Annotated in this window: 15 protein-coding genes, 1 tRNA gene and 2 rRNA genes (1 of these 18 only partly in view); 5 read left to right on the top strand and 13 right to left on the bottom strand. The window is 58.1% G+C overall.

From position 1 onward, the window contains the following. From ACFSOZ_RS27785 to ACFSOZ_RS27775, 3 genes are all read left to right on the top strand, one after another. Positions 1–1,700, top strand: a 23S ribosomal RNA gene (locus ACFSOZ_RS27785) (it extends 1,106 nt beyond the left edge of the window). A 174-nt stretch (positions 1,701–1,874) separates the two neighbouring features. Continuing rightward, positions 1,875–1,989: ribosomal RNA gene (rrf, locus tag ACFSOZ_RS27780) — 5S ribosomal RNA — on the top strand. 174 nt (positions 1,990–2,163) lie between these two features. Beyond that, positions 2,164–2,240: transfer RNA gene (locus ACFSOZ_RS27775), tRNA-Met, on the top strand. A 129-nt stretch (positions 2,241–2,369) separates the two neighbouring features. Here the strand turns inward: ACFSOZ_RS27775 and ACFSOZ_RS27770 are convergent. The 4 genes from ACFSOZ_RS27770 to ACFSOZ_RS27755 form a co-directional block, all read right to left on the bottom strand. Further along, entirely contained in the window at positions 2,370–3,404 is a 1,035-nt protein-coding gene (locus tag ACFSOZ_RS27770) for a hypothetical protein (protein ID WP_379103236.1), read from the bottom strand. A gap of 130 nt (positions 3,405–3,534) precedes the next feature. Further along, a complete protein-coding gene (locus ACFSOZ_RS27765) occupies positions 3,535–4,668 on the bottom strand; it encodes a DUF4238 domain-containing protein (RefSeq protein WP_379103263.1) in 1,134 nt (377 codons plus the stop codon). A 172-nt stretch (positions 4,669–4,840) separates the two neighbouring features. Continuing rightward, on the bottom strand, positions 4,841–7,624 hold the full coding sequence (locus tag ACFSOZ_RS27760) for a UvrD-helicase domain-containing protein (RefSeq protein ID WP_379103234.1): 2,784 nt from the start codon (positions 7,622–7,624) through the stop codon (positions 4,841–4,843). A gap of 153 nt (positions 7,625–7,777) precedes the next feature. After that, the gene (locus ACFSOZ_RS27755; RefSeq protein WP_379103232.1) at positions 7,778–8,356 is read right to left on the bottom strand and encodes a HEPN domain-containing protein; all 579 of its coding nucleotides are present in this window, start codon (positions 8,354–8,356) and stop codon (positions 7,778–7,780) included. A 122-nt stretch (positions 8,357–8,478) separates the two neighbouring features. Between ACFSOZ_RS27755 and ACFSOZ_RS27750 the strand changes: the two genes are divergently transcribed. Continuing rightward, the gene (locus tag ACFSOZ_RS27750) at positions 8,479–9,102 is read left to right on the top strand and encodes a hypothetical protein (protein WP_379103229.1); all 624 of its coding nucleotides are present in this window, start codon (positions 8,479–8,481) and stop codon (positions 9,100–9,102) included. Between the two features lie 78 nt (positions 9,103–9,180). On the opposite strand, the gene ACFSOZ_RS27745 is transcribed toward ACFSOZ_RS27750, so the two are convergent. From ACFSOZ_RS27745 to istA, 3 genes are read right to left on the bottom strand one after another with little or no spacing between them, the layout of a single operon-like run. Then, entirely contained in the window at positions 9,181–9,429 is a 249-nt protein-coding gene (locus ACFSOZ_RS27745) for a hypothetical protein (protein ID WP_379103227.1), read from the bottom strand. Next, complete coding sequence (gene istB, locus ACFSOZ_RS27740) at positions 9,426–10,199, bottom strand: IS21-like element helper ATPase IstB (RefSeq protein ID WP_095090157.1); 774 nt, start codon at positions 10,197–10,199, stop codon at positions 9,426–9,428. The genes ACFSOZ_RS27745 and istB overlap by 4 nt, the downstream gene beginning before the upstream one ends. After that, on the bottom strand, positions 10,192–11,691 hold the full coding sequence (gene istA, locus ACFSOZ_RS27735; protein WP_095090534.1) for an IS21 family transposase: 1,500 nt from the start codon (positions 11,689–11,691) through the stop codon (positions 10,192–10,194). Before istA ends, istB begins: the two co-directional genes overlap by 8 nt. An 854-nt stretch (positions 11,692–12,545) precedes the next feature. Here istA and ACFSOZ_RS27730 point away from each other — a divergent pair. Next, positions 12,546–13,469 carry a hypothetical protein gene (locus ACFSOZ_RS27730; protein ID WP_379103225.1) on the top strand — a complete coding sequence of 308 codons (924 nt, stop codon included), beginning with the start codon at positions 12,546–12,548 and terminating at the stop codon, positions 13,467–13,469. A 74-nt stretch (positions 13,470–13,543) separates the two neighbouring features. Here the strand turns inward: ACFSOZ_RS27730 and ACFSOZ_RS27725 are convergent, their stop codons facing one another. From ACFSOZ_RS27725 to ACFSOZ_RS27700, 6 genes are all read right to left on the bottom strand, one after another. Further along, the gene (locus tag ACFSOZ_RS27725; RefSeq protein WP_379103222.1) at positions 13,544–14,755 is read right to left on the bottom strand and encodes a restriction endonuclease; all 1,212 of its coding nucleotides are present in this window, start codon (positions 14,753–14,755) and stop codon (positions 13,544–13,546) included. 452 nt (positions 14,756–15,207) lie between these two features. Next, complete coding sequence (locus tag ACFSOZ_RS27720; protein WP_379103220.1) at positions 15,208–15,939, bottom strand: hypothetical protein; 732 nt, start codon at positions 15,937–15,939, stop codon at positions 15,208–15,210. A 164-nt stretch (positions 15,940–16,103) separates the two neighbouring features. Then, positions 16,104–17,072 (bottom strand): hypothetical protein, encoded by a 969-nt coding sequence (locus ACFSOZ_RS27715; protein WP_379103219.1) that lies wholly within the window; start codon positions 17,070–17,072, stop codon positions 16,104–16,106. Positions 17,073–17,427: 355 nt separating this feature from the next. Continuing rightward, complete coding sequence (locus ACFSOZ_RS27710; protein WP_379103217.1) at positions 17,428–19,860, bottom strand: AAA family ATPase; 2,433 nt, start codon at positions 19,858–19,860, stop codon at positions 17,428–17,430. Continuing rightward, positions 19,857–20,492: a hypothetical protein gene (locus ACFSOZ_RS27705; protein WP_379103215.1), complete on the bottom strand. Its 636-nt coding sequence runs from the start codon at positions 20,490–20,492 to the stop codon at positions 19,857–19,859. The genes ACFSOZ_RS27710 and ACFSOZ_RS27705 overlap by 4 nt, the downstream gene beginning before the upstream one ends. Further along, positions 20,489–22,246 carry an SIR2 family protein gene (locus ACFSOZ_RS27700; RefSeq protein WP_379103213.1) on the bottom strand — a complete coding sequence of 586 codons (1,758 nt, stop codon included), beginning with the start codon at positions 22,244–22,246 and terminating at the stop codon, positions 20,489–20,491. The genes ACFSOZ_RS27705 and ACFSOZ_RS27700 overlap by 4 nt, the downstream gene beginning before the upstream one ends. Positions 22,247–22,832: the final 586 nt, after the last annotated feature.

Genomic DNA, 22,832 nt, shown 5'->3' with positions numbered 1-22,832 from the left:
TTGGCTTAGAAGCAGCCATCATTTAAAGAAAGCGTAACAGCTCACTGGTCTAAATAAGGGTCTTTGCGCCGAAAATGTAACGGGGCTAAAGCCATACACCGAAGCTTAGGGTTCGTAGCAATACGAGCGGTAGCGGAGCGTTCTGTAAGCTGATGAAGCCATACCCGTGAGGGGTGGTGGAGGTATCAGAAGTGCGAATGCTGACATGAGTAACGTAAGGGGAGTGAGAGACTCCCCCGCCGAAAGACCAAGGGTTCCTGCTTAAAGCTAATCTGAGCAGGGTTAGCCGGCCCCTAAGACGAGGCGGAAACGCGTAGTCGATGGGAACCACGTTAATATTCGTGGGCTTGGAGGTAGTGACGGATCATTGAGGTAGTCCAATCTTATCGGATTGAACGGGCTGCTGCGTGGTTCCAGGAAATAGCTCCTCCTTATAAACCGTACCCGAAACCGACACTGGTGGTCTGGTAGAGTATACCAAGGCGCTTGAGAGAACTATGCTGAAGGAACTCGGCAAATTGCACGCGTAACTTCGGAAGAAGCGTGACCCTTTTCTACGCAAGTAGAGGAGGGTGGCACAGACCAGGGGGTAGCGACTGTTTATCAAAAACACAGGGCTCTGCGAAGTCGCAAGACGACGTATAGGGTCTGACGCCTGCCCGGTGCTGGAAGGTTAAGAGGAGGGGTGCAAGCTCTGAATCGAAGCCCCAGTAAACGGCGGCCGTAACTATAACGGTCCTAAGGTAGCGAAATTCCTTGTCGGGTAAGTTCCGACCTGCACGAATGGCGTAACGACTTCCCCGCTGTCTCCAGCATAGACTCAGTGAAATTGAATTCCCCGTGAAGATGCGGGGTTCCTGCGGTTAGACGGAAAGACCCCGTGCACCTTTACTATAGCTTTACATTGGCATTCGTAGTGGCATGTGTAGGATAGGTGGTAGGCTTTGAAACCTGGGCGCCAGCTCAGGTGGAGCCACCCTTGAAATACCACCCTTATTACTATGGATGTCTAACCGCGGCCCGTTATCCGGGTCCGGGACAATGTATGGTGGGTAGTTTGACTGGGGCGGTCGCCTCCTAAAGAGTAACGGAGGCGCGCGATGGTGGGCTCAGAACGGTCGGAAATCGTTCGCTGAGTGCAATGGCATAAGCCTGCCTGACTGCGAGACTGACAAGTCGAGCAGAGACGAAAGTCGGTCATAGTGATCCGGTGGTCCCGCGTGGAAGGGCCATCGCTCAACGAATAAAAGGTACGCCGGGGATAACAGGCTGATGACCCCCAAGAGTCCATATCGACGGGGTTGTTTGGCACCTCGATGTCGACTCATCGCATCCTGGGGCTGGAGCAGGTCCCAAGGGTATGGCTGTTCGCCATTTAAAGCGGTACGTGAGTTGGGTTCAGAACGTCGTGAGACAGTTCGGTCCCTATCTGCCGTGGGTGTAGGAATATTGAAAGGATCTGTCCCTAGTACGAGAGGACCGGGATGGACGGATCTCTGGTGGACCTGTTGTGGCGCCAGCCGCATAGCAGGGTAGCTATATCCGGACGGGATAACCGCTGAAGGCATCTAAGCGGGAAACCCACCTTAAAACGAGTATTCCCTGAGAACCGTGGAAGACGACCACGTTGATAGGCCGGGTGTGGAAGAGCGGCAACGCTTGAAGCTTACCGGTACTAATAGTTCGATCGGCTTGATCGTTCTCATTCCTTATGCCCATCTCGGCGCAATCGGAAGGATTGCCGCCAGAAGATGTGAAAGCACAACAAAGACCAGCGAACAGCTCCGAGAAAGCATGATAGGTTAACCCCTATTGGCTATCTCACGCAGAGCTCTTCGCTCAAAAAGCTTCTCGAACAACGTGCGTTTTGCCGACCTGGTGGTTATGGCGGAGCGGCTGCACCCGATCCCATTCCGAACTCGGCCGTGAAACGCTCCAGCGCTGATGGTACTTCGTCTCAAGACGCGGGAGAGTAGGTCGCTGCCAGGTCTGCTAAACGCACGTTGATCTCACATCCAGTATCGAACTGGACGGTGAGAAAATCTTCTCCTTACGAACAGGCCCGCCAACGGGAACACGGGCCGCGAAAGCGGCCCTTTCATTTGGTGAGACATCGACCTATCTGTAGGCCATCCTATTGCTTGGGCTTACATCCAAAGGTGACGCGGGGTGGAGCAGCCCGGTAGCTCGTCAGGCTCATAACCTGAAGGTCACAGGTTCAAATCCTGTCCCCGCAACCAATTCTATCATAAATCAATAACCGTCCCGGTCTGACCGGGGCGGGTTTTCGCGTTCCGGGGAACACGGCACCAATAGTTAGGCCTGGAACCATACGCCGAGAGAGGGCTCCGATCGTTGGCCCACGGCCCCTAGGGATTGGTTGTGGGCTGTAGCGACTCCGTTGTGCGAGACCACCAGACTTGATCACCAGTCTCTGCTTCTAGCAACCGGAGCAAGGCCCCATTGGCAGGATCGCGGAGAAACACACGATAGCCTTCTGCAATGTCCCCAGGCAACTGCGTTGAGTTAGCGAGGCTGAACAAAAGGGCCGAGCAGGCGTCGATCGTGCCCGAGACGATATGTGCTATCCAGGGCTTCAACGAGACGATGCTCTCGTTGAAATGGTGCTCTGCCTTCCATGGGAAATCAGAAAAAGGTCGCATTGTAGGAACGACACAAAAGCCCTTCTCCGTCACGAAGATTCCATTGTTGCGCGAGATGCCGTGGATGATGCCGTCGCGCAATTCGCGCAGCCTCGAGAAGAACGGCTCATAGTCCAGATAGGTTTGCGCCAAGGATGGTGGCAGAGCGTAGTCAGCAACTAGATTTGCGGACGTGCGAGCCACCTTCGCGCGATAGAGGACCTTTGCAAAGCTCGCTGGCAGAGGATGCCTACGCCTTATGGCCTCGGCCTCGGGGTCGAGCGAAACCATGTGATTGTTCCAGCAGCGCGAAAGGGCCTCTTGCGTCAGGTCGAACACCGATCTCGCAACGATGAGGATGTACTCAAGCTCACTCCTCACGAAGGAACTGACCAGTGTGCCCTCGGTGTCTTTTGCGTGCGCGTGAAAGTGCTCGAGCTTGGCCGCACTGGCAGCCATTAGATGAAAATCGTCGGCGATCGCATGAATCAACGGCACGACATCTGGAAAACTCGCACGCTGCCATAATATCTCGAAGAGGCTGAACCGCACGTCTTCGTCGCGGGCTGCGCTTTTACCCCAATAGACCGAATGGGCGGCGTCAACCGGATGCATCTCCATCAACGTGCCATCGGCGGTCGGGAACCAGAGGTGCCAGGATCCGTCTTCCCAGAGCGCCATCATGTTGATGGCTCGGCCGTTCAAGGCTTCGACGTTGAGATGCCGCAGCTTTTTCAGCTCGGAGAGCTTTGCTATCTCCATCGGGAAATCCCGTTTAAAAGACACAACGTGTGGTTGTCATGGGCACGCTTTGGCGCAAAATGCCGCCCTTGACCTGTCAGTGATACCGCCACCGGCCGGTTTGATCGCGGAAGCGCTTCCATCAATCCGGTCATTCGGGAGCCGGGTCCGGGTGGCTCGATGCGGCGGCCATTTTGGCCTCGAGGCGCGCGGCCTTCTCGGGCGTGTCGATATATTGGGAGAGCGTCGGCCGGGGACCGAAAACATTGCGACAGATGATTTGCACCTCTTTCCCAAGCCGACGCACTTTTGTGGTGATGGTCGGCACCAAAGCGCCATGGGCGCGGATCAAGTCATCGCTCGAGCGATCCTGGCCGATCGTCATGCGATAGGAAAACTGCGCAATCGTGCGATTGAGTTGCCGCACCCTGCGACTGTCGGAGATGTCGCGATGGCGCGAGATCACGTTCACCGGCCCCCGCTTGCTGGACCCGCGCACGAGCATGTGAGCCGAAACCGGGAAGATCAGCTCGACCTCGCCGGGATGCTCGTACGGCGTGCGCGCATGGAGCGGCTGACGTGGATCATAGCTGCAGACCGGATTGTCTGATGTCAGGAAAGGGATGCTTGTCTTGTTGTGAAGCACCTCGAAGCCGAGGCGGAAACAGAGGTCGCCGAAATCTTTGAACTCGCCTTTCATCGCCAGCAGCGTCTCGTGTGGGTTGACGCCTACCGGCACGGTGTCGAACTGGCCCGTGTAGCGCTCGAGCTGCGGAGGAAGGAGGCCGAGTTCCTCACCGATCTTGTGCTCGCAGCGAATTTTGGCCTCGATCATGAGCGCGTGTCGATCTCGCGTCGCCGGAACGCGCGCACGCATGATCGTTTGCATTCCAAGCACGTTAAAGGAGATGGCTGTTGACAGGCGGCGTGCCGCGAGCGCCCGCACCGTCTCCGGCCATACGGTCTCGATTGTGTTCCACAAATCCTCGAAACGGTGGTTGTCCTGGTCACCTCCTGGAAGCTTCTGGGAATAGTAGTCTCGCTCGAATCCGATGGCCCGGGGACTCATCGGCGGCAGCGGGTTACCAGGCGCCTCGCAAAGGTAGACCTGCACTCTGCCGCTATCATCCGCAAAGCCGTCCATATAGACGGCCGAAATGAAGTGATGACGGCGGTTGGTCCGGTTGATGTCACCTCCCGACGGATTGAGCATGCTGAAAGGCCGCACGTCGCCATCGGTAGGCACATTGCCCCATGCGCCGAAATATCTAGGCGACTTCGTCATCCGCACGTCCCGCCTCCTCCTGACGTCGCATTTCATCTGATTCCGACGATTATCGCCACTGGCGCTTCCAGGCTGGCGCCTTAGTCTGCCATGCACTACCTTGCAGGGAGCTCGAGCGTTCATCGCCCAAGGTCATGGCATTTTCCGACGCTAAGCAATTTCTAAAGTGTCGCTACGAGCGCGTTGGAGGCGTGCGTCGCCCACGGACTACGGTTGCGGGATCGGTGTGTTCGCACTCGGGGAACTGATTGCATCCACGAAACATCGATCCGTCTTTGTTGCGCCGCTCAACCAATTGGCCGACGAGGCAAGCTGGGCACTGACTTAGTGCTGCTCCCTCAATCGTCTCGAAGCGGACTTCGTCACCGGCAATTTCGCAAAGCTCATGGATATAGCGGGATGGCTGACGGCGATTGGTGAGCATATAGACGCCTCGGCTGGCACGCGTCAGCGCCACGTAGAACAGACGTCGTTCTTCCGCATAGGCAAAGGTTTCGGGGCGGGGAATGACCAGGTTCAGCAGCTCATCATCCTCGATGCGGCTAGGCACGCCGTAGTTACCCTCGCTCACATCGAGCAGGACCGTATAGTCGGCCTCTAGGCCCTTGGCGCGGTGAAACGACAGCCCGGCCACTTCAATATTGGCAAAGGACGGCGGTCTTCCTTCGAAAGGATCGAGGACGTTGTAGCGCCACAAAACCAGAACCTTGAGCTTGCCGCGCTTTTCGTCGCGCCACCGGTTGGCGATGCCACCCAGAGCGACATCAAGCCGTTCGAGCAGGCGCTTACAAGCCACCGCGAAATCCGGCTTGTCGCGGTTATCATCAATGGGAATGACCCGGATCGATCGCGGGACGGCCGGGCGCGTCGAGCGGACTGATTTCTTGATCTGTTCGGGATTGCGCTGCACAAACTTGGCGGCCGTTTCGGCAATGAGCTGATTACAGCGATACGTCTGCTCCAGGCGCCCCTGCCAACTGGTCCCGAAATTCGCTTCGAACCGCGTGAAGATAGTGATGTCGGATCCGGCAAAGCGATATATCGACTGCCAGTCGTCTCCGACCGCGAACACCTTGCTAAACGCTTTCTGCTGCTTGAGCGCCTTAATGAGGTTAGCACGCGGCTCGGAAATGTCCTGAAACTCATCCACGAGAATCAGCGAATAGGGGCTTCGATATCGGCCGGTCTCGACCAGCCGGACGGCATCCCCGATCATGGAATCGAAGTCGATCCGTCTGGTTTCTTCGAGCTTTCGGGAATATCCATCAGTGATCATCCAGACCACGCGCGCGAATAGCTTCGCACGCTCCTTGTCGTGCAAGGTCTTGGCGCGTTCGAGCAGCATGTCTAGCGTGAGATGGCTGGCGCGTATGTGCTTCAAGCAGGTCGATATCAGCTGGTGATAGTGCTTGATCACCACGGGATCGAGTGCCTTGATGATGTCGGCGTAGCTCTTGCGCTCGAAAGGTATGGAGCGCCGTGCTAGTTCGGATTCGAGCGCGCTAAGAAGGGTCTCGTTGCTGGCCTGAGCGGAAGTCGTCTCGAAGAAATCGATCTCATCGCGCCGATATGCCTGCCGTTTGTTCTCGGCGTGCTGGGCATAGTCTGCAAAGGGTGAGCTTCCGTCGGCGTTGAGCGCGAAATGCTCGTGCACGGTTTCGGTCTGGGGATAGTAGAAATCGGGATGCAGATGGCGGACCGCGTCACCATTTTCCGCTACTGCAATCTGCCGTTCGTATTCGAAGGTGACGGAATGCAGCCAAAGCCAGTTGGCGATCTTCTGTTCCTGCAACGACTTTACGATCACGCCGGACAGAGAACCGATCGTGGCGCTACCCTTTCGAAGGCGGTCCGACACGTAGCGCCGATAGTCGACCTGCCCGTCAAATACCTCAATCGGTATGTCGGCCTTGGGATGCACAACGAGAAGCTCGGCCCACATCCGGGCGAATTCCGGATCACTCTCGACAAGGTTCTGAATGATCGCCTCGATGACCTTGGTTTCGCCAGCGGGATGATCCACCCAGTTGGCGAGCTGAGGCGGTCGGCCCTCCACCTCCTCGATGATTCCGCGCCCAAGCGCGTGAAACGTCGTGACGCGACACTCCAAGGCGTCCTCAGCAACCTGCAGCTGGGCGGAGATCCTCGTCCTGAGTTCATCGGCCGCGTTTCTGTTGAACGCCAGAAGCAGGATCTCGTCGGGCCGATAGAGTTGCTTCTCCAGGGCGTAGGCGACTTTGCCGACCATCGTCGCGGATTTGCCTGACCCTGCCGAGGCTACCAGCAGGTTGTTGTCCTCCAGGCGAATACAGGCCTCGCGCTGTTGGTCGGAAAACGAGCGCCTGTCGAGATCGTCAAAGAACGACCGGAACTTGATCAATTCCGAGCTGACGAAGGCCTCGTTGTAGGCATGGCGGACGCCCGGATCCGTTATCATGGAGAACGAGGCCGGGAGGGAGGCCTTGAGCGCTCCCGGCATCAGGTCTGGGTTCAGAAGCGGGTGAGAGAGGGCAGCCGCCGCAGCTCCGGGAACGCTAGCAATGGCCCTGCCCAGATCGGCCTGCCCTAGATACTGTCTGTTGCCTTCGGTGATCTGCCGAAGCCTGTCGTCGACATCGAGCAGGCGCTCCTTCTCGGTGGCGATAAGCCCGAAGAGGTGAGTGTTGATGAAGGCATGAAGGTCCGCAGTCAGTTCTGCGGCCGCGTCACCCGATAGTGCCGATAAAGTGTTTGTCCTGCTGCGAGCTCGGATCTCCACAGTGTGCCATAAGAGGGCCTTGCTGGTGGAAATAGACACGATATCGAGGCAGCTAAGCACTACCTCGCTATCTTGAGCCAGCCGGAAATGTCCCGAGTTTTTCGGGTCAAGGGTCAGCTTCCATTTTCCGGCTGGAAACATCCGCGCAAAGAAACCAGGCCGGTAGGTGCGCGAGTGGCCAGATAGCAATTTGGTCAAAGCCACATTCGATACGCCCCGTAAGCAACTGGTGCGGAAGGCCCAATATCACGAACAGGTTGAGATGTTCCAAATCATCGTAGAAGGCCACCTTGCGTGCCGACAAATCTCAGCAGTCGCCGGCCATTTGCTGCCGCAGCTTGTCCGTTGCCCCTAGCGCGCTTTTGCTCTGCGCTTCGGTTTAACTTCCTGCACGACCTCATCAGGTTGGCGTGAAGGCGGAGAGGGGGTTTCTGGACGGCCTTGATGCTCGTCGGCAGCCGACTGTGATTGCTTCGGCCTTCTCGGAGGCAGCGTGATCAACATAGTGACCTTTGTCGCCACCTCTTCGAGAGTGGCGGTGAGACGGTTTATTTGCGAGACCGTTGCTGCGAGTTCCGGGCCGTAACGGGTGACGAGATATTCCCGGTTCTGGCTGAGCGACTGAAGATGCTTTGCGGTTTTGGCGCGAAGGTGCAGCCCCGTCTCCAAGGACTGCTCCGTCCGCGCTGACAGGTCGTGCTGCATCTTGCGGATCTGATTGGAACTGAGCCCAAAGTGGAGCAGGAGCGCAGTCAGATAGAGCTCGATCGCATGGATTGCCGCCATTCTGAATGGCGCTCGTGTAAGTGGTTTGCCGTGTCGACCCAGCTGAAGGAGAAGCCTTGCTGCTCCGCGGTATTCTTCCGCCAGGGCGTGAACTTGCTGTGGAGATGCTAGCTCACCAGGATATTTGCGTTTTTCGAGCGTCATTGCCTCATTGTAAAGACGCTATCGACCTTCGAATAGTTGGTTTGAGGAGCTGCCGGAAGACCACAAATAGTGTGTTCGAGTGGCCTTAGGCCGACCCATTGAGATCAATCAAGAGGCGTTGAATGGAAAGCGAATTAGATTCCGACCGCATCGGCCGTATCGGGGAGCGCCAGTTCGAGGTGCTGTGCGAACGCGCTCGGCTTTACTGTAACAAGAGCGTCGTCGATGTGATGGGTTGGGATTTTATTGTCGAGTTCCCGATGCCCCCTGCCGGCCAACATCTCTCGCTCGATCAACGCCCGACGAATGCCGCCCGTATTCAGCTCAAATCGACATTGGGACGATCCGGCAACCGCATCCGGCTCAGTTTGTCTGCGATCGATCGGCTGGCCAAAGATCCGCGCCCTGCGATCATCATAGTGTTTCGCATGAGGGACGATGGCGAATTGCAATCGGGATATATCGTCCATCTAATTGGCAACGAACTGGCGCGTGTCTTGCGACGGCTTCGCGCGGCAGAAGCTCGAAAGGCGATGGATATCAACCACGCCGACATCAGCTATGACTATGAGAAAACAGGCAAACGCTTTGAACCAACCCCTGACGGACTTCGCGCTGCGCTATTGTCGGCCTGCGACGACAACCCCGCTAGATATACCATCGAAAAGCAACGCCAACTCGCTGAGCTTGGCTACGAAAATGGCCAGTTTGAAGCCGAGGCGCTGCTTTGGATCGAGGGTTGTTAACGGCTGCGAGAAAGCGCGGACAAATGGTGCCGAGGATTGTGGAGGAGAAAGCGGCCCGATGGGGCCGCTTTGTATTTTTTACCAGGAGGGATCGAGAGGATGGGGCTTTTGCCCTGTCTGCTCGTCGCTGGAAGGGTGCTGATCGTCATGGGCTTGTTGGTGACGGACAAACTGCTGGATGTGGGGAGCGTAACGGCTCCAGATGCAGTCTCGCAGATCGTCGAGGAGTTCGAAGACGGCGGCTGCTTGCTCGGGTGTCCATTCGGCATTGACGATGAACTGGATTCCACGCCCGAGACCGGACGGCTGATGAGGATTTCCGGTCATGCTGCAGGCTCCTTTTCGTCAGCGGGGTGGCTGGTGCGTTGTTGACGCTGCGCCTTCGAGCGCTCGGAGGCTTCCTTGAAGCGGTAAGAATCGCCTTCGATGGGAATGACCTCACAATGGTGCAAAAGGCGATCGACCAGACTGACGACGCAGGCGGCATTGGGGAAGACCTCCGACCATTGCGCGAAGGGCTTGTTGGTGGTGACGATGGTCGAGCGTTTCTCGTATCGGCGGCTGATGAGATCGAACAGCAGATCGGCATGACGGTTGGAATAGGAGAGATATCCGACCTCGTCGATGACCAGGATATCGGGCGCCGCATAGTACTGCAGCTTTCGGCGGAGCATGGAATCGCTGTCGATGGCGGCGAGCTCGCCGAGCATTTCGCTGGCGGTGCGGAAGAGGACCGAATGGCCGGCGACCAGCGCCTGGTAGGCGACGTTAAGAGCGAGCGTGGACTTGCCGACGCCGTTAGGGCCGATAAGGACGATGTTGGCGGCCTCCTTGACGAAGGACAGCGTCATCAGTTCCTCGATGGCGGCGCGATCGATACGACGCGGCCATTTCCAGTCGTAATCGGCCAGTTGCCTGAAGTGGCCAAGCCTGGCGGCGCGCATGCGTCGCCGCAATGAGCGGTCGGAGCGCTCTTCTTCCTCCCATTGAAGCACGGCGGCCAGCCACGGCGCGTCGGCGATTTCGTCCCAGTGGGCGATCAGGCCATTGAGGCGCAGCGCCCTGGCGCGGTTGAACAGGATGCCGGGATTATTCATCGTCGTTGCCTGCGGAAGTGAGTTGATCGTAACGGTCGAGCTTGTGGGGCTGTACGACCGTATCCTTTTTGCGGACATGCTCCGGCAGCCTTGTTTCGACCGGCGGTGGAGCGCCACGCGCGATCCGGCGGCGTTCGAGCGCGACGTGAACCGATCTCGAATGAGAGGCCCCGGCCTGCAAGGCATCTTCGACGGCGGCCTGGAGTTCGGTGGCGCCGTAGAGGTCGAGCAGTTTGAGCATGGCATTGGTGATCGCGCCGATATTGGCGCCGCGCTCGGCGGCGTGGATCATCAGTTTCTGGCAGGCCGGCACGGCGCGCGTCAAACTGTTGAGGCCCCGATGCTGGCGCGCTTCGCGCTTGACGGCGACGAGCGCCTTGAGGTGCCGGGGGTCTTCGATCTGCTGGCCCCGGTCGTAGCTGCGGCGGTGGCTGGCGATCATCGTGGCGGCATCGAATATCCGGACCTGGGCGAGATCGGCGCGCACGGTGAGCGTGCGCCGGACATGAGTATGGGGAACCGAGTAATCGTTCAGGTCGAAGCGGACATAGGGTGTCTTTCCGACCTTCGCGGCGATCTGCTCCTCGATGGGGTACGGGTTGGTGGGCAATGGCAGAAGCATGGGCTGCTCCTGCGCAAACACCTGACGAACCGTCATCGTCCGGTCCTCGGGGCATGGCCGGTCGGCGGCCTGGTTGCGGCACCATTGTTCGGCCTGGGCATTCAGATCGTCGAGGTCCTTGAACTTGCGGGCGATGAAGAAGGCTTCCCGGATGTGGCGAATGGCGCGCTCGACGCGGCCCTTTTCGTTGCCCCGCGCCACGGCGACGGGACGGGGCTCGAAGCGATAATGGCCCGCGAAGGCCAGAAGTGTCGGATGGAACCGGATGGCATCGCCGTGACGCTCAAGCACAGCGCTCTTAAGGTTGTCATAGAGCAGCACCCTGGGCAAACCATTCCAGGCGTTGAACGCACCGGCGTGGCCGCGCAGGAAGTTTTCCATGCGGGCATCAAGAAAGAAGCGCAGATAGATGTCGCGCGAGTAGGACAACACCATGACGAAGGCCATCAGCGGGCGGCGAGCCTTGCCGATTTCGATGTGACCAAAATGCGCCCAGTCGACCTGGCCTTGCTCGCCCGGCAGGGTGCGCAGACGCAGGAACGCTTCCGCAGCCTTGCGCGGACGGTGGAGCGCGATCATATGCCGGAAGTGGGAGGACGAGCCCTTGTAGCCGCGCTCCTGCACCATCCCGTACAGGCGGCTGGCGGTCAGGTCTGGATATGTCTCAAGCGTCCGCTGGACGAACGGCAGATACTGGTCGACCTCGGCGGGACGTATCACCGGCCTGTGGCGGGGCAGACCGGCCTCCTTCAGAACCCGGAAGACCGTCGTATGGTGGCAATGCAATTGCGTTGCGATCGTTCCACAGCGCCACCTCTCAACGTGGTACAGGCGCAGGATCATCGCTTCCTTCTCGGCGGATATGGTCATCGGTTGGGTCTCCATAGTCGTGTTGACGGACATAGGCCCCTCGGCGACGCACGAAGCCGCCGCGAAAGAACGGCGGCAGCCGACAACTGCAGCGCCGGCAGCACGGAGCCGGAGGGATCGATGGCACCGCTTCAGCGGTGACGTCGTCCAGTGCGACGGTGCCGTCGATCAGGGGCGCGTTCAGTCGTGAACCATCCGGCAGACAAGGTGCAGACTGATGCGTCACGTTGTTTTTGCAGCGCTGGCGATATCGGCGGGAGCGGTCGGCGTGGGCAAAGCGGCCCCGGCGGGTGTTCTGGTAGCGCAGCCCCGCCGCACGCAGACTGTCACGGCGGGCTTCATGGGCGCAGTCAGAACCACAGAAGCGCTGACCCCGATCGCAATGCCGGCAAAGCAAGACCTGTGAGCGGCACCGTGCGCAGAGAAAGAAACGACCGGTTTGCATTGCGGCGGCGAACCTCTCGGAACGCCGTCGGGATTGCGGGGAAAAGCTCGACGGAATGCGCCAATGCCATTATGCTGGCGCATACCGTGAACCAGTCGGCATCAGTGCCCGGGGACCTGCAAGTCCCCTCACACGGGCCGTTGGGATAGGACATCGAGTTTACGTGGTAGTGGGTCGATGTCTGATTGCAGCGCTCCGCACATGTAGCATGCGCGGACGCAGCGCGGGATGCGCCTCAGTCGCCCTCCGGGCTCCTGTCGGCGCATCCCGCGCTCTCATCCCCAACCAAATCAGATCATCAGCGTCATTCAGCACCACTCCGAGCCGAATTCCGCATCAATTCCCTCTCGGCGCCATCTATACGCGGTTCTCAACCGCCATCGACAAGGGTCCGCAGCACCTGAGCAATATGCTGCTCGGTCTTGTCCCCTTGCAGCCGCGCGAGCTTCGCGTCTTCGATAATCGCTTCGGGATCCGGCTGCCCTATCGAGGGACGCTCTTTGATGACATCGATGAGATCCGCTTGACCCCGCCAACCCTCGGGCCGTGCGAAATCTCAGTCAGAGGACAGGGCTTTGGTTCGGCGGCGCGGTTCGAGGGCGAAATGTTCATCGGCCCTCCTCTTGTGGGCCTCAACGAACCCGAACTGCTCATCAGGCACGCCGACTTCATTATCCGCCTGACGTCTGGTGGGCTGAACTTCGAGACGGTTGCGGCCATCCAAGGAGTCGGACGCTCGCTTGATCAATGGGCCGACCTAATCCGAGCACTCGCGTTGATGGCAACCGGTCGGGCGATGTTGACCATTTCCGGAAACGCGAGCATTCCTGCGGTTTCGTTGCCCGTCGATCAGCCGATCACCGGCCCCTATCTCGGCGAGTTGCCGATCATTTCGGAATTCTTGGATGGATGGCAGCGTCTGCTCGCCATCGCCGGCCAGCACTCCACTGCGACCATTGATTTCGACGCATTCTGGGAGGCTAACGATGCCCGGATGGCCGTCGACATACTCCTCAATCCCAAGCCACTGGCTCGCTTTGAGTTTCAATCTCTCGGCGCCGCGAATTTGCCTGGTCCCATAGAAGGGCTCTATTTCAACAGGTGCTCTTTTGCAGACGTCGCGCTGACCTACAGCGCGAAGGTGTTCTTTGAACAAACTGACGATGCGATCTGGCGGTTTCGCTCCAGCAGCTTCGAGGCACTGGACGTGAGGCCGGATGTCGCTGACCTCGACGAATATGGCGTTGACCAAGCAGCCGCCCACCAGCTGACCCTCGTCATCGATCCGAGCAATATTACGATGGCCCCCGCCACTCCGCGGTCATCCAACTAGGTTAGCTCCTCGCAGATGGGCTTTCGTCCGTGCTCCTTGACTCTTAGCAAGGAATGGAAGAACGCGACCGCCAATCAATGCCCCCGCAGGCCAAACTCTGCGATAATTGCTGGTCGAGCCGCCAAGAGGCGCTCGAGGTGGCTCTCCGGCCACATCTCGATGCGGGGCGAACCACCATTTGCATTGTGCTGTTCAACCCAGGCAACGGCGTCGGCAGTGAACCGGCCGCTGGTGGCTATGACTAGCACATCAACCCGTGGGTTCGGCCATAGCGCCATCTGATCTTTTGTCGACGAGACGTCGGCGAGGCTGACACTGCGGCTCGTCCAGTGCTTGCACTGAATCACGACACGAAGGCGAAGCGTACCCGACAGCTCATCTTGGATAACACGCGTCACTGACAGGTCCCGACCCTTGTCGGGCGCCCTCGTTTGCATGAGCCATTCCGGATTCTCATAGCCGGCAGTGTCGCTGATAAGCGTGAAAACCAGACGTTCGAAGGCTTGGTCATCGATTTTTGACCACGCCAGTGCTGTCGTGATCGGGCCAGTCGGCCGGGCAGCGACCAATGCCGACAGGTCGTCCACCTGGACAGGAACTGCCTCGTTGACGCCGTAGAGGCCCTTCCGCAAGGTATTCTTCACATCCGGCCAGTCCATCGCTTCGATATCGTGGAGATCACCGACATGTCCGAAATGTATATGCCGCATCATGCCCGACCACCGCGCAGGCTTCTTCACGCTTGAGCCGAGCAGCACTTCAATCTGCTTCATGTGTTCACGCATGCCGCTCCACACTTCGCGATCAAGCTCTTGCTGAGGTTCTGCACCTGCGGCCACGCCAGCACGAGCCGCCCGAATGTCGGCATCGATTTGATCAATCAGCCCAATGAGCGCGTCGCGTATCAGCGCCTTGCGGGTATTGTTGAATCGGAACCGATACTCCCGAAGTTCACGTCCGGGCTCCTCGACCCAGCGTTCGACGGCAACGTGCGCACTCGGCTCATCGACCTCCATCGCGTCTAGTCGGCTCTGTGCGAGGCCGTCGAGGTCCGGCGGTGTCGCAGTCGGTTTCCACCCTCTGATACCTGGAAGGCTCGCGAGGAGCAGATCGAAGGCGCGGGCACGATCCTCGTATTCAACATTCTCGCCGAATACGACTCCGGTTGGAATAATTGCGACTATCTCGTCCCATAACCGCTCGAGCTTCACGAGATTGGCTTCCGTCGCCTCGAATTGCTCAAGGGCCGCCATGATAGAATTGCTTGCAGAGTTCGGGGCCGACATACGCTCCTCCTTGCTATGACAGGGTGGTCGGCCATCTTGCGGGTGCTCTCGTCTCCGCGAGATACGCATAAGCTGATCTGAAAAGTTGCGCTCGGGTTCTGCAGCCTGAGGCAGCGTTATACCCTGCGCCCAAACAAAAAACCTAGGCCGGCCGTGACTAGAGCTACAAAGAGTTGCCTCCACTCGTCTGCGTAGGCAGCATTCCCAAGCTGATACACGGTGAGAAGCACTAGCATAAGCATCGAAATAACGACGACGGTACCGGCTACATTCCCGGCCCTTTCACAAGAGTCGCCGAGAAGGCGGCCGAGGAATCCTATCTCTCTGCACGTTTGCGTGTGATGGGCCAGCGGCAGCTTTCGCTTTCCTACGCGCTTTCGCTTCATGCAGACGATCCTCGTTCACCACTCGAGCCATCTTGTCATGCTGACACTTGGGCAAAAAACTCATTCTTACGAGATTTTGCCCAAGGCATCTTGGTCTGTGTCGAGGTTGAGATGCGGATTCATCACGCTTCGGAGAAGCTGAACGCGCCAGTAGAGGTACCGGTCGACCTGGCTCGCTCCTTTACGGCGAACCTTGCCGGTAAACGGCAATCGGATTGCCTTGATCACAGATGAACGAGAATAAGCTGTTGTCCCACTGGTGACGTCCAGCTCTGCTAGTGTTGCCAGGACAAATCGAATATATGAGCTGTCCTTTGCAACCAACGCTTCCAGGCCACCAGGATCTTCCATGCCAACTTCCATGTACACCAGTGGAAGCCAACGGCCGACGAGCCATTCAAATGGGCTCCATTTTCGAAAGCTTTGCTGATACGCAGTGTGCGGACCATTTCGTATCTCTCTCTGGGAGAGATGTCGTTCTGTCGCCTTGATCAGAGCTGCAAGCCGTTCTTGGATATCGTTCATCTCTAAAAGATGCAGAGTGGTTGATCTATTTAGCTCACAGGCCTTGCTCTCGTCGTCGAGCAAATGACGAAGTCGTTTCGTTGTCTTCGAAATGGCGGCCAATCGTTCTCGGTGCTGCAGATCGCTCTTCTTTGTGCTGTACCGCAGCGCCTCTCGATACCACTGAGCGCATATCTCAAGGCCGCGCAACAGCGCTGCTCGGTCAATATTTTCAGGAAAATGCCTCGGACCTACTGCGTCCAGAATGCGGTTGACTTGAACAAGTTCCATCATTCGCAGCTCAAGGCGCAGCCACTAGCATGTCAAAGTTACCACCACAGCGCATCGATTCAGCATTACCCATGGGAATCGCTGGACAAAGAATTAGTTTATAAGTTTGCCGCCCTCATATAGCGCCCATTCATTCTTGACCTTCCGATTGGGATCGGCCGAACGAACTAGGCCACAGTTTGGCCAGCCCAATCGTCCAAAGCCTGGTCAAGCGCTGAGAGGCTGGTTGCCATGCGTGTATCGTATTTCTCATCCAGCCTGGCCTGTCGGGCGAGATTGACGAATTGGTTTTCGCCGACAATCAAGTCCGCATACGGAATTACAGTGCAGAACGTTTGCATATCGCGAAAATCATTCTCTTCGATGGGCCGAGTCTGAGCCTCAAGTCGAACCGCGATTTCCCGCTCGATGTGGTATGTCGGCACCTCGTTCATGATCCGTCGCGCGTTGCTGCTGCCAATGTCCGCGATCTGCTTCCAAGGCGCACCGACTTCGTTTGCAACTCTCAGGATGAGGTCTATGTCGTCGATCATCATCAAGGCGCTGTAAATCCTGCGCCGCATAGCGAGGTTTTCTGCTGCATGTTTTTGCCGGCGCTCTTCGACCATCGCACGCAAACGCTCGGATTCGGCTGAAAACTTCTTGACTGCTTCTGTCCTGACCGCATCCGGCGTGCCAACCAGATAATCATACAGGCTCTCGGCGGGCCGGCTGCGGATCGACTCCACCACCCGTTCCGATACCCCGACTTCTTGGCAGATGACGTCCGATTCGGCCGCCCCCTCGAAGAATATCCTCGAAAGAAACCAATCATCTGCAAGGACGCTAGGTGGGAGCTGCACGAGGCTTGCGATAATTTGGCCGATCTCAACCTCTCGCCGGCGACGCCTGCCTCGAAACACGGTCCCCTGGCTCAGGAAGGCCTGCACTATGGCTAGGTCGCTACGCCGCTCGGGATCATTGATCTTATGTGTTTCGTATACATTGGCGAAGGTCAGGGGGATCCTTAGTCGCCCAGCGTCGACCTCCTCACGAATGCGCCTTGGCAGCGATCGCAAGGCCGGATGATCCTCTGGCCGTTTGACTGCTCGCGCCAATGCAATCCATTGGTTCTGATCAAGATAGACGGTACGCATTTTTGGGTGTCCCCTCGGACTGCGCGCACAATACATTGTCAAAGCCGGTGGATAAAAGGAGAGATCGACTGCAAGCTATTAATTGCCATCCTTCAACATATCGGCATACGCTACCGTCATGGCTACCGTCATGGCTACCGTCATGGCTACCGTCATGGCTGCCGATCCAATCCTAACCGAAATTGTCACCTTCTTTTTAGCGGTGCGAAGCGCGATTCCTTCAATGGGATCGTCGCCGAGTCTTTGCTGCGCCTCGAAGGTAGCCTGAACACCTTCGGGCTAACGTGGCTCAGTTGATTTATGAAGAGTGGCGATTTGGAACTCGCCATTTTGCCCTAACAGACCGGATGCGCCATTAGGCAGCCACAAAGAGGGCCGTCTCTTCTTTGTACGAAAGCCGCGTCGACAGGCATACACTATCTCTGCGCGGTCCACGGGATAACTCAAGCGTTAAAAGGCTGTCATCGGGAAATGCCGGGCTAAGCTCCAGCTTCAGATACTCGAACAACTGACGGTCATGAACCGCTATCACAACTTGCCGGCCGTGTTCCTTGGACAGGGTTCTCAGCAGCGCGGCGAAATGGGCAATATGGACGTCGTCCATAGACTGCACCGGATCATCAAGAACCAACCAAGGCAGTTCCTTCGGCACGGAAAGATGCAGTGCAATGAACAAAGTCAGCGCAGCCGTGTTCAGATTGCCAGCGCTCAACATGGCGCCTGGCGTTCCGCCGGCCTCGCCACCATCACGGTGCTCGGTGATGAGCTTAGGTTGAAGTCTCTGGGTGGACGATTGCGGAATGCGAAAAGCTGGCACGAACGGCTCGCTAGGCGCCAGCCGAACGAACAGATCCCGCCACAGGCGATTGAGACGGTCATTGAACTCCCGGCGAATGATGGCCGACCGGATCTTGTCGACAGCGCTCCGGATCGCTAGGCCTTGATCGCGCAACCCCTGCGCTTGCTCAAGAGCCAGATCGGCACTCTTCCAAGATGCGGAGTCGCTGGAGATCTCGGTGTCGACTCCTTGGCGGCGAGTCATCGCGGAGCGGATGTTGTCTAGATGAGTCGCTCCGCTGCGCCTCATCGAGAGGCGGCCTTCCAACCGGGCGACCTGGGCGCTTAGCAGCTCTTCCAGCCTAGACGCTGCAGCCTGAAAGGACTCGCCTTCGTCAAGAGCAGTTGTTCCGATGGAGACTGCAAATGCGCTCAATGTTTCGCGCGCGGCGGCCAGGGAGACGTGGCGTGACTGGGATCCGCTCACTGCGCGCCTTGCGGCGATGTCGGCAGCGCGCAATCGTGCCCCCGCCTGTAGCGTTTCGATCATGTCCTCAATGTCTACGATTAGCGCCTCGATCGAGGCTCGTCGCCGGTCTAACTCGGCAACGACATTCTCCTCCAGCCGGCGTGCAGCGATCGATTCAATCTCCCGGTCAAGACGTTCGATCGTGACCTGAACCTCGCCGCGGGTGCGGCCTAAAGTCAGCAGCCGCTCCGCCGATGCTGATAGAGCCCGCACTTTGCTATGGACATGTTCTGCGAGCGAGCCCTTGCTGACCTCGCTGAAATTCCGGTCGCAAACCGGACAGATGTCATCGACGAGAAACGATGTCATCTCTGCCAGCACAGAACCGAGACTGCCCGCGCTACTAGACAAACGGGCCAGCTCCTCGTCAATCGTGTCGCGCTGACGAAGCGCGACGTCGCGCTCATCCTGAGCCGTGGCATACCGCGCAATCTCCGCCCGGGCCTGCGACACGCGCCCCGTCAACTGATTTTGCTCGGTACGGAGACGCTTCACCGCCTCGTCGGCGAACTGTGACAGATCGCTGGGCATTGAGATGTTGGGAAGCATGCTTTCAACAGTACCGCGAAGGCTGGTAACGCGGGGGCCATATTCTGCATCCCAGCGTGCGAACTCCTTGCTGGCATCTTCTGCATTGGTAGGAGAAGGTAGAGCCTCAGAACCAGTCGCGCTTTGCGCTTCATCGATCTCACGGTTGATCGACGCAAGCCTTCGTTGCTGATCAGTCAGCTGCGCAAAGGCATCCGAGTCACTGGTTTTTCCAAGCGCCTCGGTGACTTCGTCAAGTGTGTCCTCGCCGACTTTAACGGAAAACTCGAGCGACGAGCAGAGGTTCGTGAGCTCGAGGAGCGCGCTCTGTATTTGCTCATTCAAAGAGTCGCGTCTCTGCTGCTCATCAGCTAGGAGACGATCGAGCCGCGTCTTCTCGTTCTCAGTTGCCTGCCAGCCGTCGACGATTTTGCGGACATTGCGAACGTCAACGAGCGGCTTCAATCCAGCCTCTAGCGCATCCAACCTGTCGAGCCCCAGAAGCTTGCCAACAAACTGCGCCAACGGTGACGACGCATCGTTCCCGGCATCTTGATAGATCTGGAGCAGTTGACCGAGCAGCGACTGGGGCAAAAACGCACGCTCCCTGAAGAAGGCCGCTTCTTTCTCATCCAGCGCGTCGACTGATTCGACACCATTCGCGTTCAGGTTCGCCTTGAAGGTCCGCTCGAATTTTTCTTCGAGAGTCCGAAGCAAGATGCTACCCTCGCTCGCGGACCGGAAAAGCAGTTGCTTCTCATACTCTGGATCCGCGCTAGCAAGCGACTGCACGCCTCCGGTTAGTGCGAGCTCAATTGCTGACAGCAAACTCGTCTTCCCAGCGCCGTTCTCTCCATGGAGAAGCACGACTTTGGCGTCGAGTGGCGCATGGATATGGCCGCGGATGCTGCGGAAATTTGTGACGTCGAGGCTCTTGAGGATGAGGTCACTCATTCTTGATCTTCCACCGGGTGAGATTCGAACGCACCGCCGATTACGAGCGCCACTGCATCGGCGACGGCCTGCTCTCCAGCTGTTGAGGCGTTTATCACGGCGTCGACAACCACTTTGCTCGTACCGGCGGGCAGCGCTTGAACGAGTTGATCCATCGCCGCGCCGCCGCCAACTTGGTTGTCCGGCATCGACAAGGGAAGCGTCAACGGCAGCAATATACGGATTCGATCATCAAGCTGACGCTCAGCAACGGGATCAGCAGGCCTGCCCTCGGCATTCAAGGCAATGCCTTCAACCTGTAGGACACGGCAAGTTTCTGACAGCGCCTCGACCCCACTAGCCAGCACGGCACCCGCCAGGATGGCGGTAACGACATAGCGTGATCCGGTGACGTCGAGCGCTCGACTCAATGCCTCTATCCGCTGGCGAACGCGTCCACCATCACGGTCGCCGAAATCCCCAGTTGTGGTGTCTACGAGCAGGACAAGATCGAGGGCTCGACCATCGCGCCCGCGCATCGCCCCAGTGAATGCAAACTCGACCCCGGCAACTTTGAAGGGAGTCGACAGATCGCTGTAGCCGGCGCTGTGAAGCCGGCCTTGAACTGCTTGCACAAGGGGCGAGCCAGTCACAGAATCATCTCCGAAAGAAATTCTTGTTGGAGCATCACTGCATCACCACAACGCGAAAGTAGGTCGCCAAGGCTAACATGTATCTCGCCGACTCGCCCAGTTCGTCCAGGAGCTGCGCGCACCCGACGCGCACTTGCGCTACCGCCTGTCATGCGATGCCAGGTATCATCGGCGTGGACGACGATCGCATTGTCGTTCGCAAAAGCGCCGTCGCTTTGCAGAGCAATGGCGTCCGTCGCCGACTTGACGAGAAATAGCGGGCGATTGACCGCTCCCGGGCGGGATGCCTTGGCGGTCATCGCCCCCGAGATCAGGTCGCTGGATGTCGGCTGACTGAGTTGCCAATGTCCCGCTGCGCGTCCGTATTGTAGGAGCGCAAGAGCGACCCCAAGCCGCCCCAACCCCATGGCCTGGGCATTCTGGTCGGCGGCAATCAAGTTCAGTGTTGAACTGGTCAAGGCCTCATAAGCTTCAGGATTTGCCGGAAGCACCCCGCCACGGAACAGCGAGAGCATCCGCGACCACAGCGCGATGGCCAGATTCGTAAACGCGGTCCGGTCCTTGCTCCCAGGCACGGGTACAGCTAGGCCAGCGATGTCGTCCCGGAGCGATTTGATCAGAGGATCGAGTACAGCCGCAATCGGGCCTTTTCCCATCGCATTGAGGCTAAGCTCCATCAATCGTGTGAGCTTGTCCCCTATTAGCTTCAGGACCAAAGCGATTAAAACCTTCTCGCCCCAAGCGCGTAGCAGGGTGGCCTCATGGACGGCCGCGGGATCGTGATTGTATCCGTCGCCGTATGAAAGACGCAGCACATCGCGCTGGCCCTGCTGGATCGTATTCTCGCAGAAGATATGCGCTGGGGCATGCGGTGCGCACGGCCAAGGCCAAGCATGAACTTCCTTCGCTCGCGCAAAGATCGTCTGTAGATTGTTGTCCTGAATCGAAAGTCCGAGTACCAACGTTTTGTGGGTCGTCGCAAGGCCAACAACCTCGTTGCGCATCGCCGCGAATGCGGCGGTTTCTGGCCAGTCCATAATCTGGGTGCGGCTGCCAGTAAGATATCGTCTGAAGGTCAGCGGTTCACGGGCCGCATACACGATACATCCATGGAACTTCAATAACCGCGCTCGGCCGACAGGCCCACGAAGTTGGTCGGGATCGACAACGACCTGGAGGACGCCTGGAACGCCGTTGCTGACACGCTCGATCGCCGCTTCGATGAAGCCGTCCCAGTTGGCTGACGCAACTGCCTGGACGGCGCCTTCAAGGATAAGTACGGCAATGCACAAATGCTCCGCAGCAGGAGGCGCTGGATGCTCGAATGCACGCCGGACGTCAATCGCTTCCCACAGGACGAAGTCCGCGTCCTGTCCGGCGATGCGAATGTCGAGGACGCGCGAATAATTGGTCCATAGCCGATTGATAATATCATCATGCTGTGGCCAGGCTGCGAGTGCCTGTCCGAATTGGGCCTCTACACTTGCCGGTTCGACTTCGGCAAGCACAAGTGCCTCCTCAAGCGCCGGCATATAGTTGGCCGCCGTCGCCGGATCGACTGCTCTCTCGCGGAGATAGTCGAACGCCCGCTCAATCAGGTTGCCGAGATTGGGCGCCTGCCTCGAAATCCCTGAGCCAACCCAAAGCGCGAACTCGCCATCCTCGACCGCTCGCGCCACCGGGGCGAATTCGGCCTCGAACTTCGCAAGCACCTCTTGCACGGTAATCTGTTCGGCCGTCGGAGCCAGCGCCACGCGTATTCGTACCTCCCCCATGACGCGAGCAGCGTCACCCCCTACATCGAGACACTATTCTTACACGCGATATTGTCCAGCGGTTTGAGAACCGGATTTTGCCACCACAATCCACTCGGGGTCGGAATTGAATTTCTCCTTCTGGCATAAGGCTAAGCAACGTCCTAAATTCAACACCGGTACCGGCTCATTCTTGCTGGGCAACAGTTGTCGAATAGTTGCGCGTAGGTACGGTCACGTGGCTGACGTTTGGCCCTATGGCATTGTTTGGCGGCTTGGTGGCTTGCTTAGATCGATTCAACAGATAGATCTTTGACATCAAAAATGTGCCATGCGTATTGCGGCTCGGGCACCTCGCACCAAGTCCTCATACTGGAGGTTACGCAAACGATTGTCGCGTCGCCGCCGCTCATTCGCGACGACTGTGCAGAATTGGTTAGGGAGGGGAATCGTCAGCGATCACTATGTATTTCTCTAGGCAAGCGAAAGGGCACGCCAGCGGGCTAGGTGGGAGAGAAGGTCATAGCTCGACTGAGATTCAAATGCCGCAGCAGGTTCACCCTGCGCAGGACAACATTGCCCTGGC

Origin of the sequence: Mesorhizobium newzealandense (assembly GCF_042682145.1) — a bacterium.
Taxonomy (GTDB): Bacteria; Pseudomonadota; Alphaproteobacteria; order Rhizobiales; family Rhizobiaceae; genus Mesorhizobium; species Mesorhizobium newzealandense.
The sequence above is the reverse complement of the archived record's forward strand: the minus strand, read 5'-3'. Positions and strand labels throughout refer to the sequence as shown.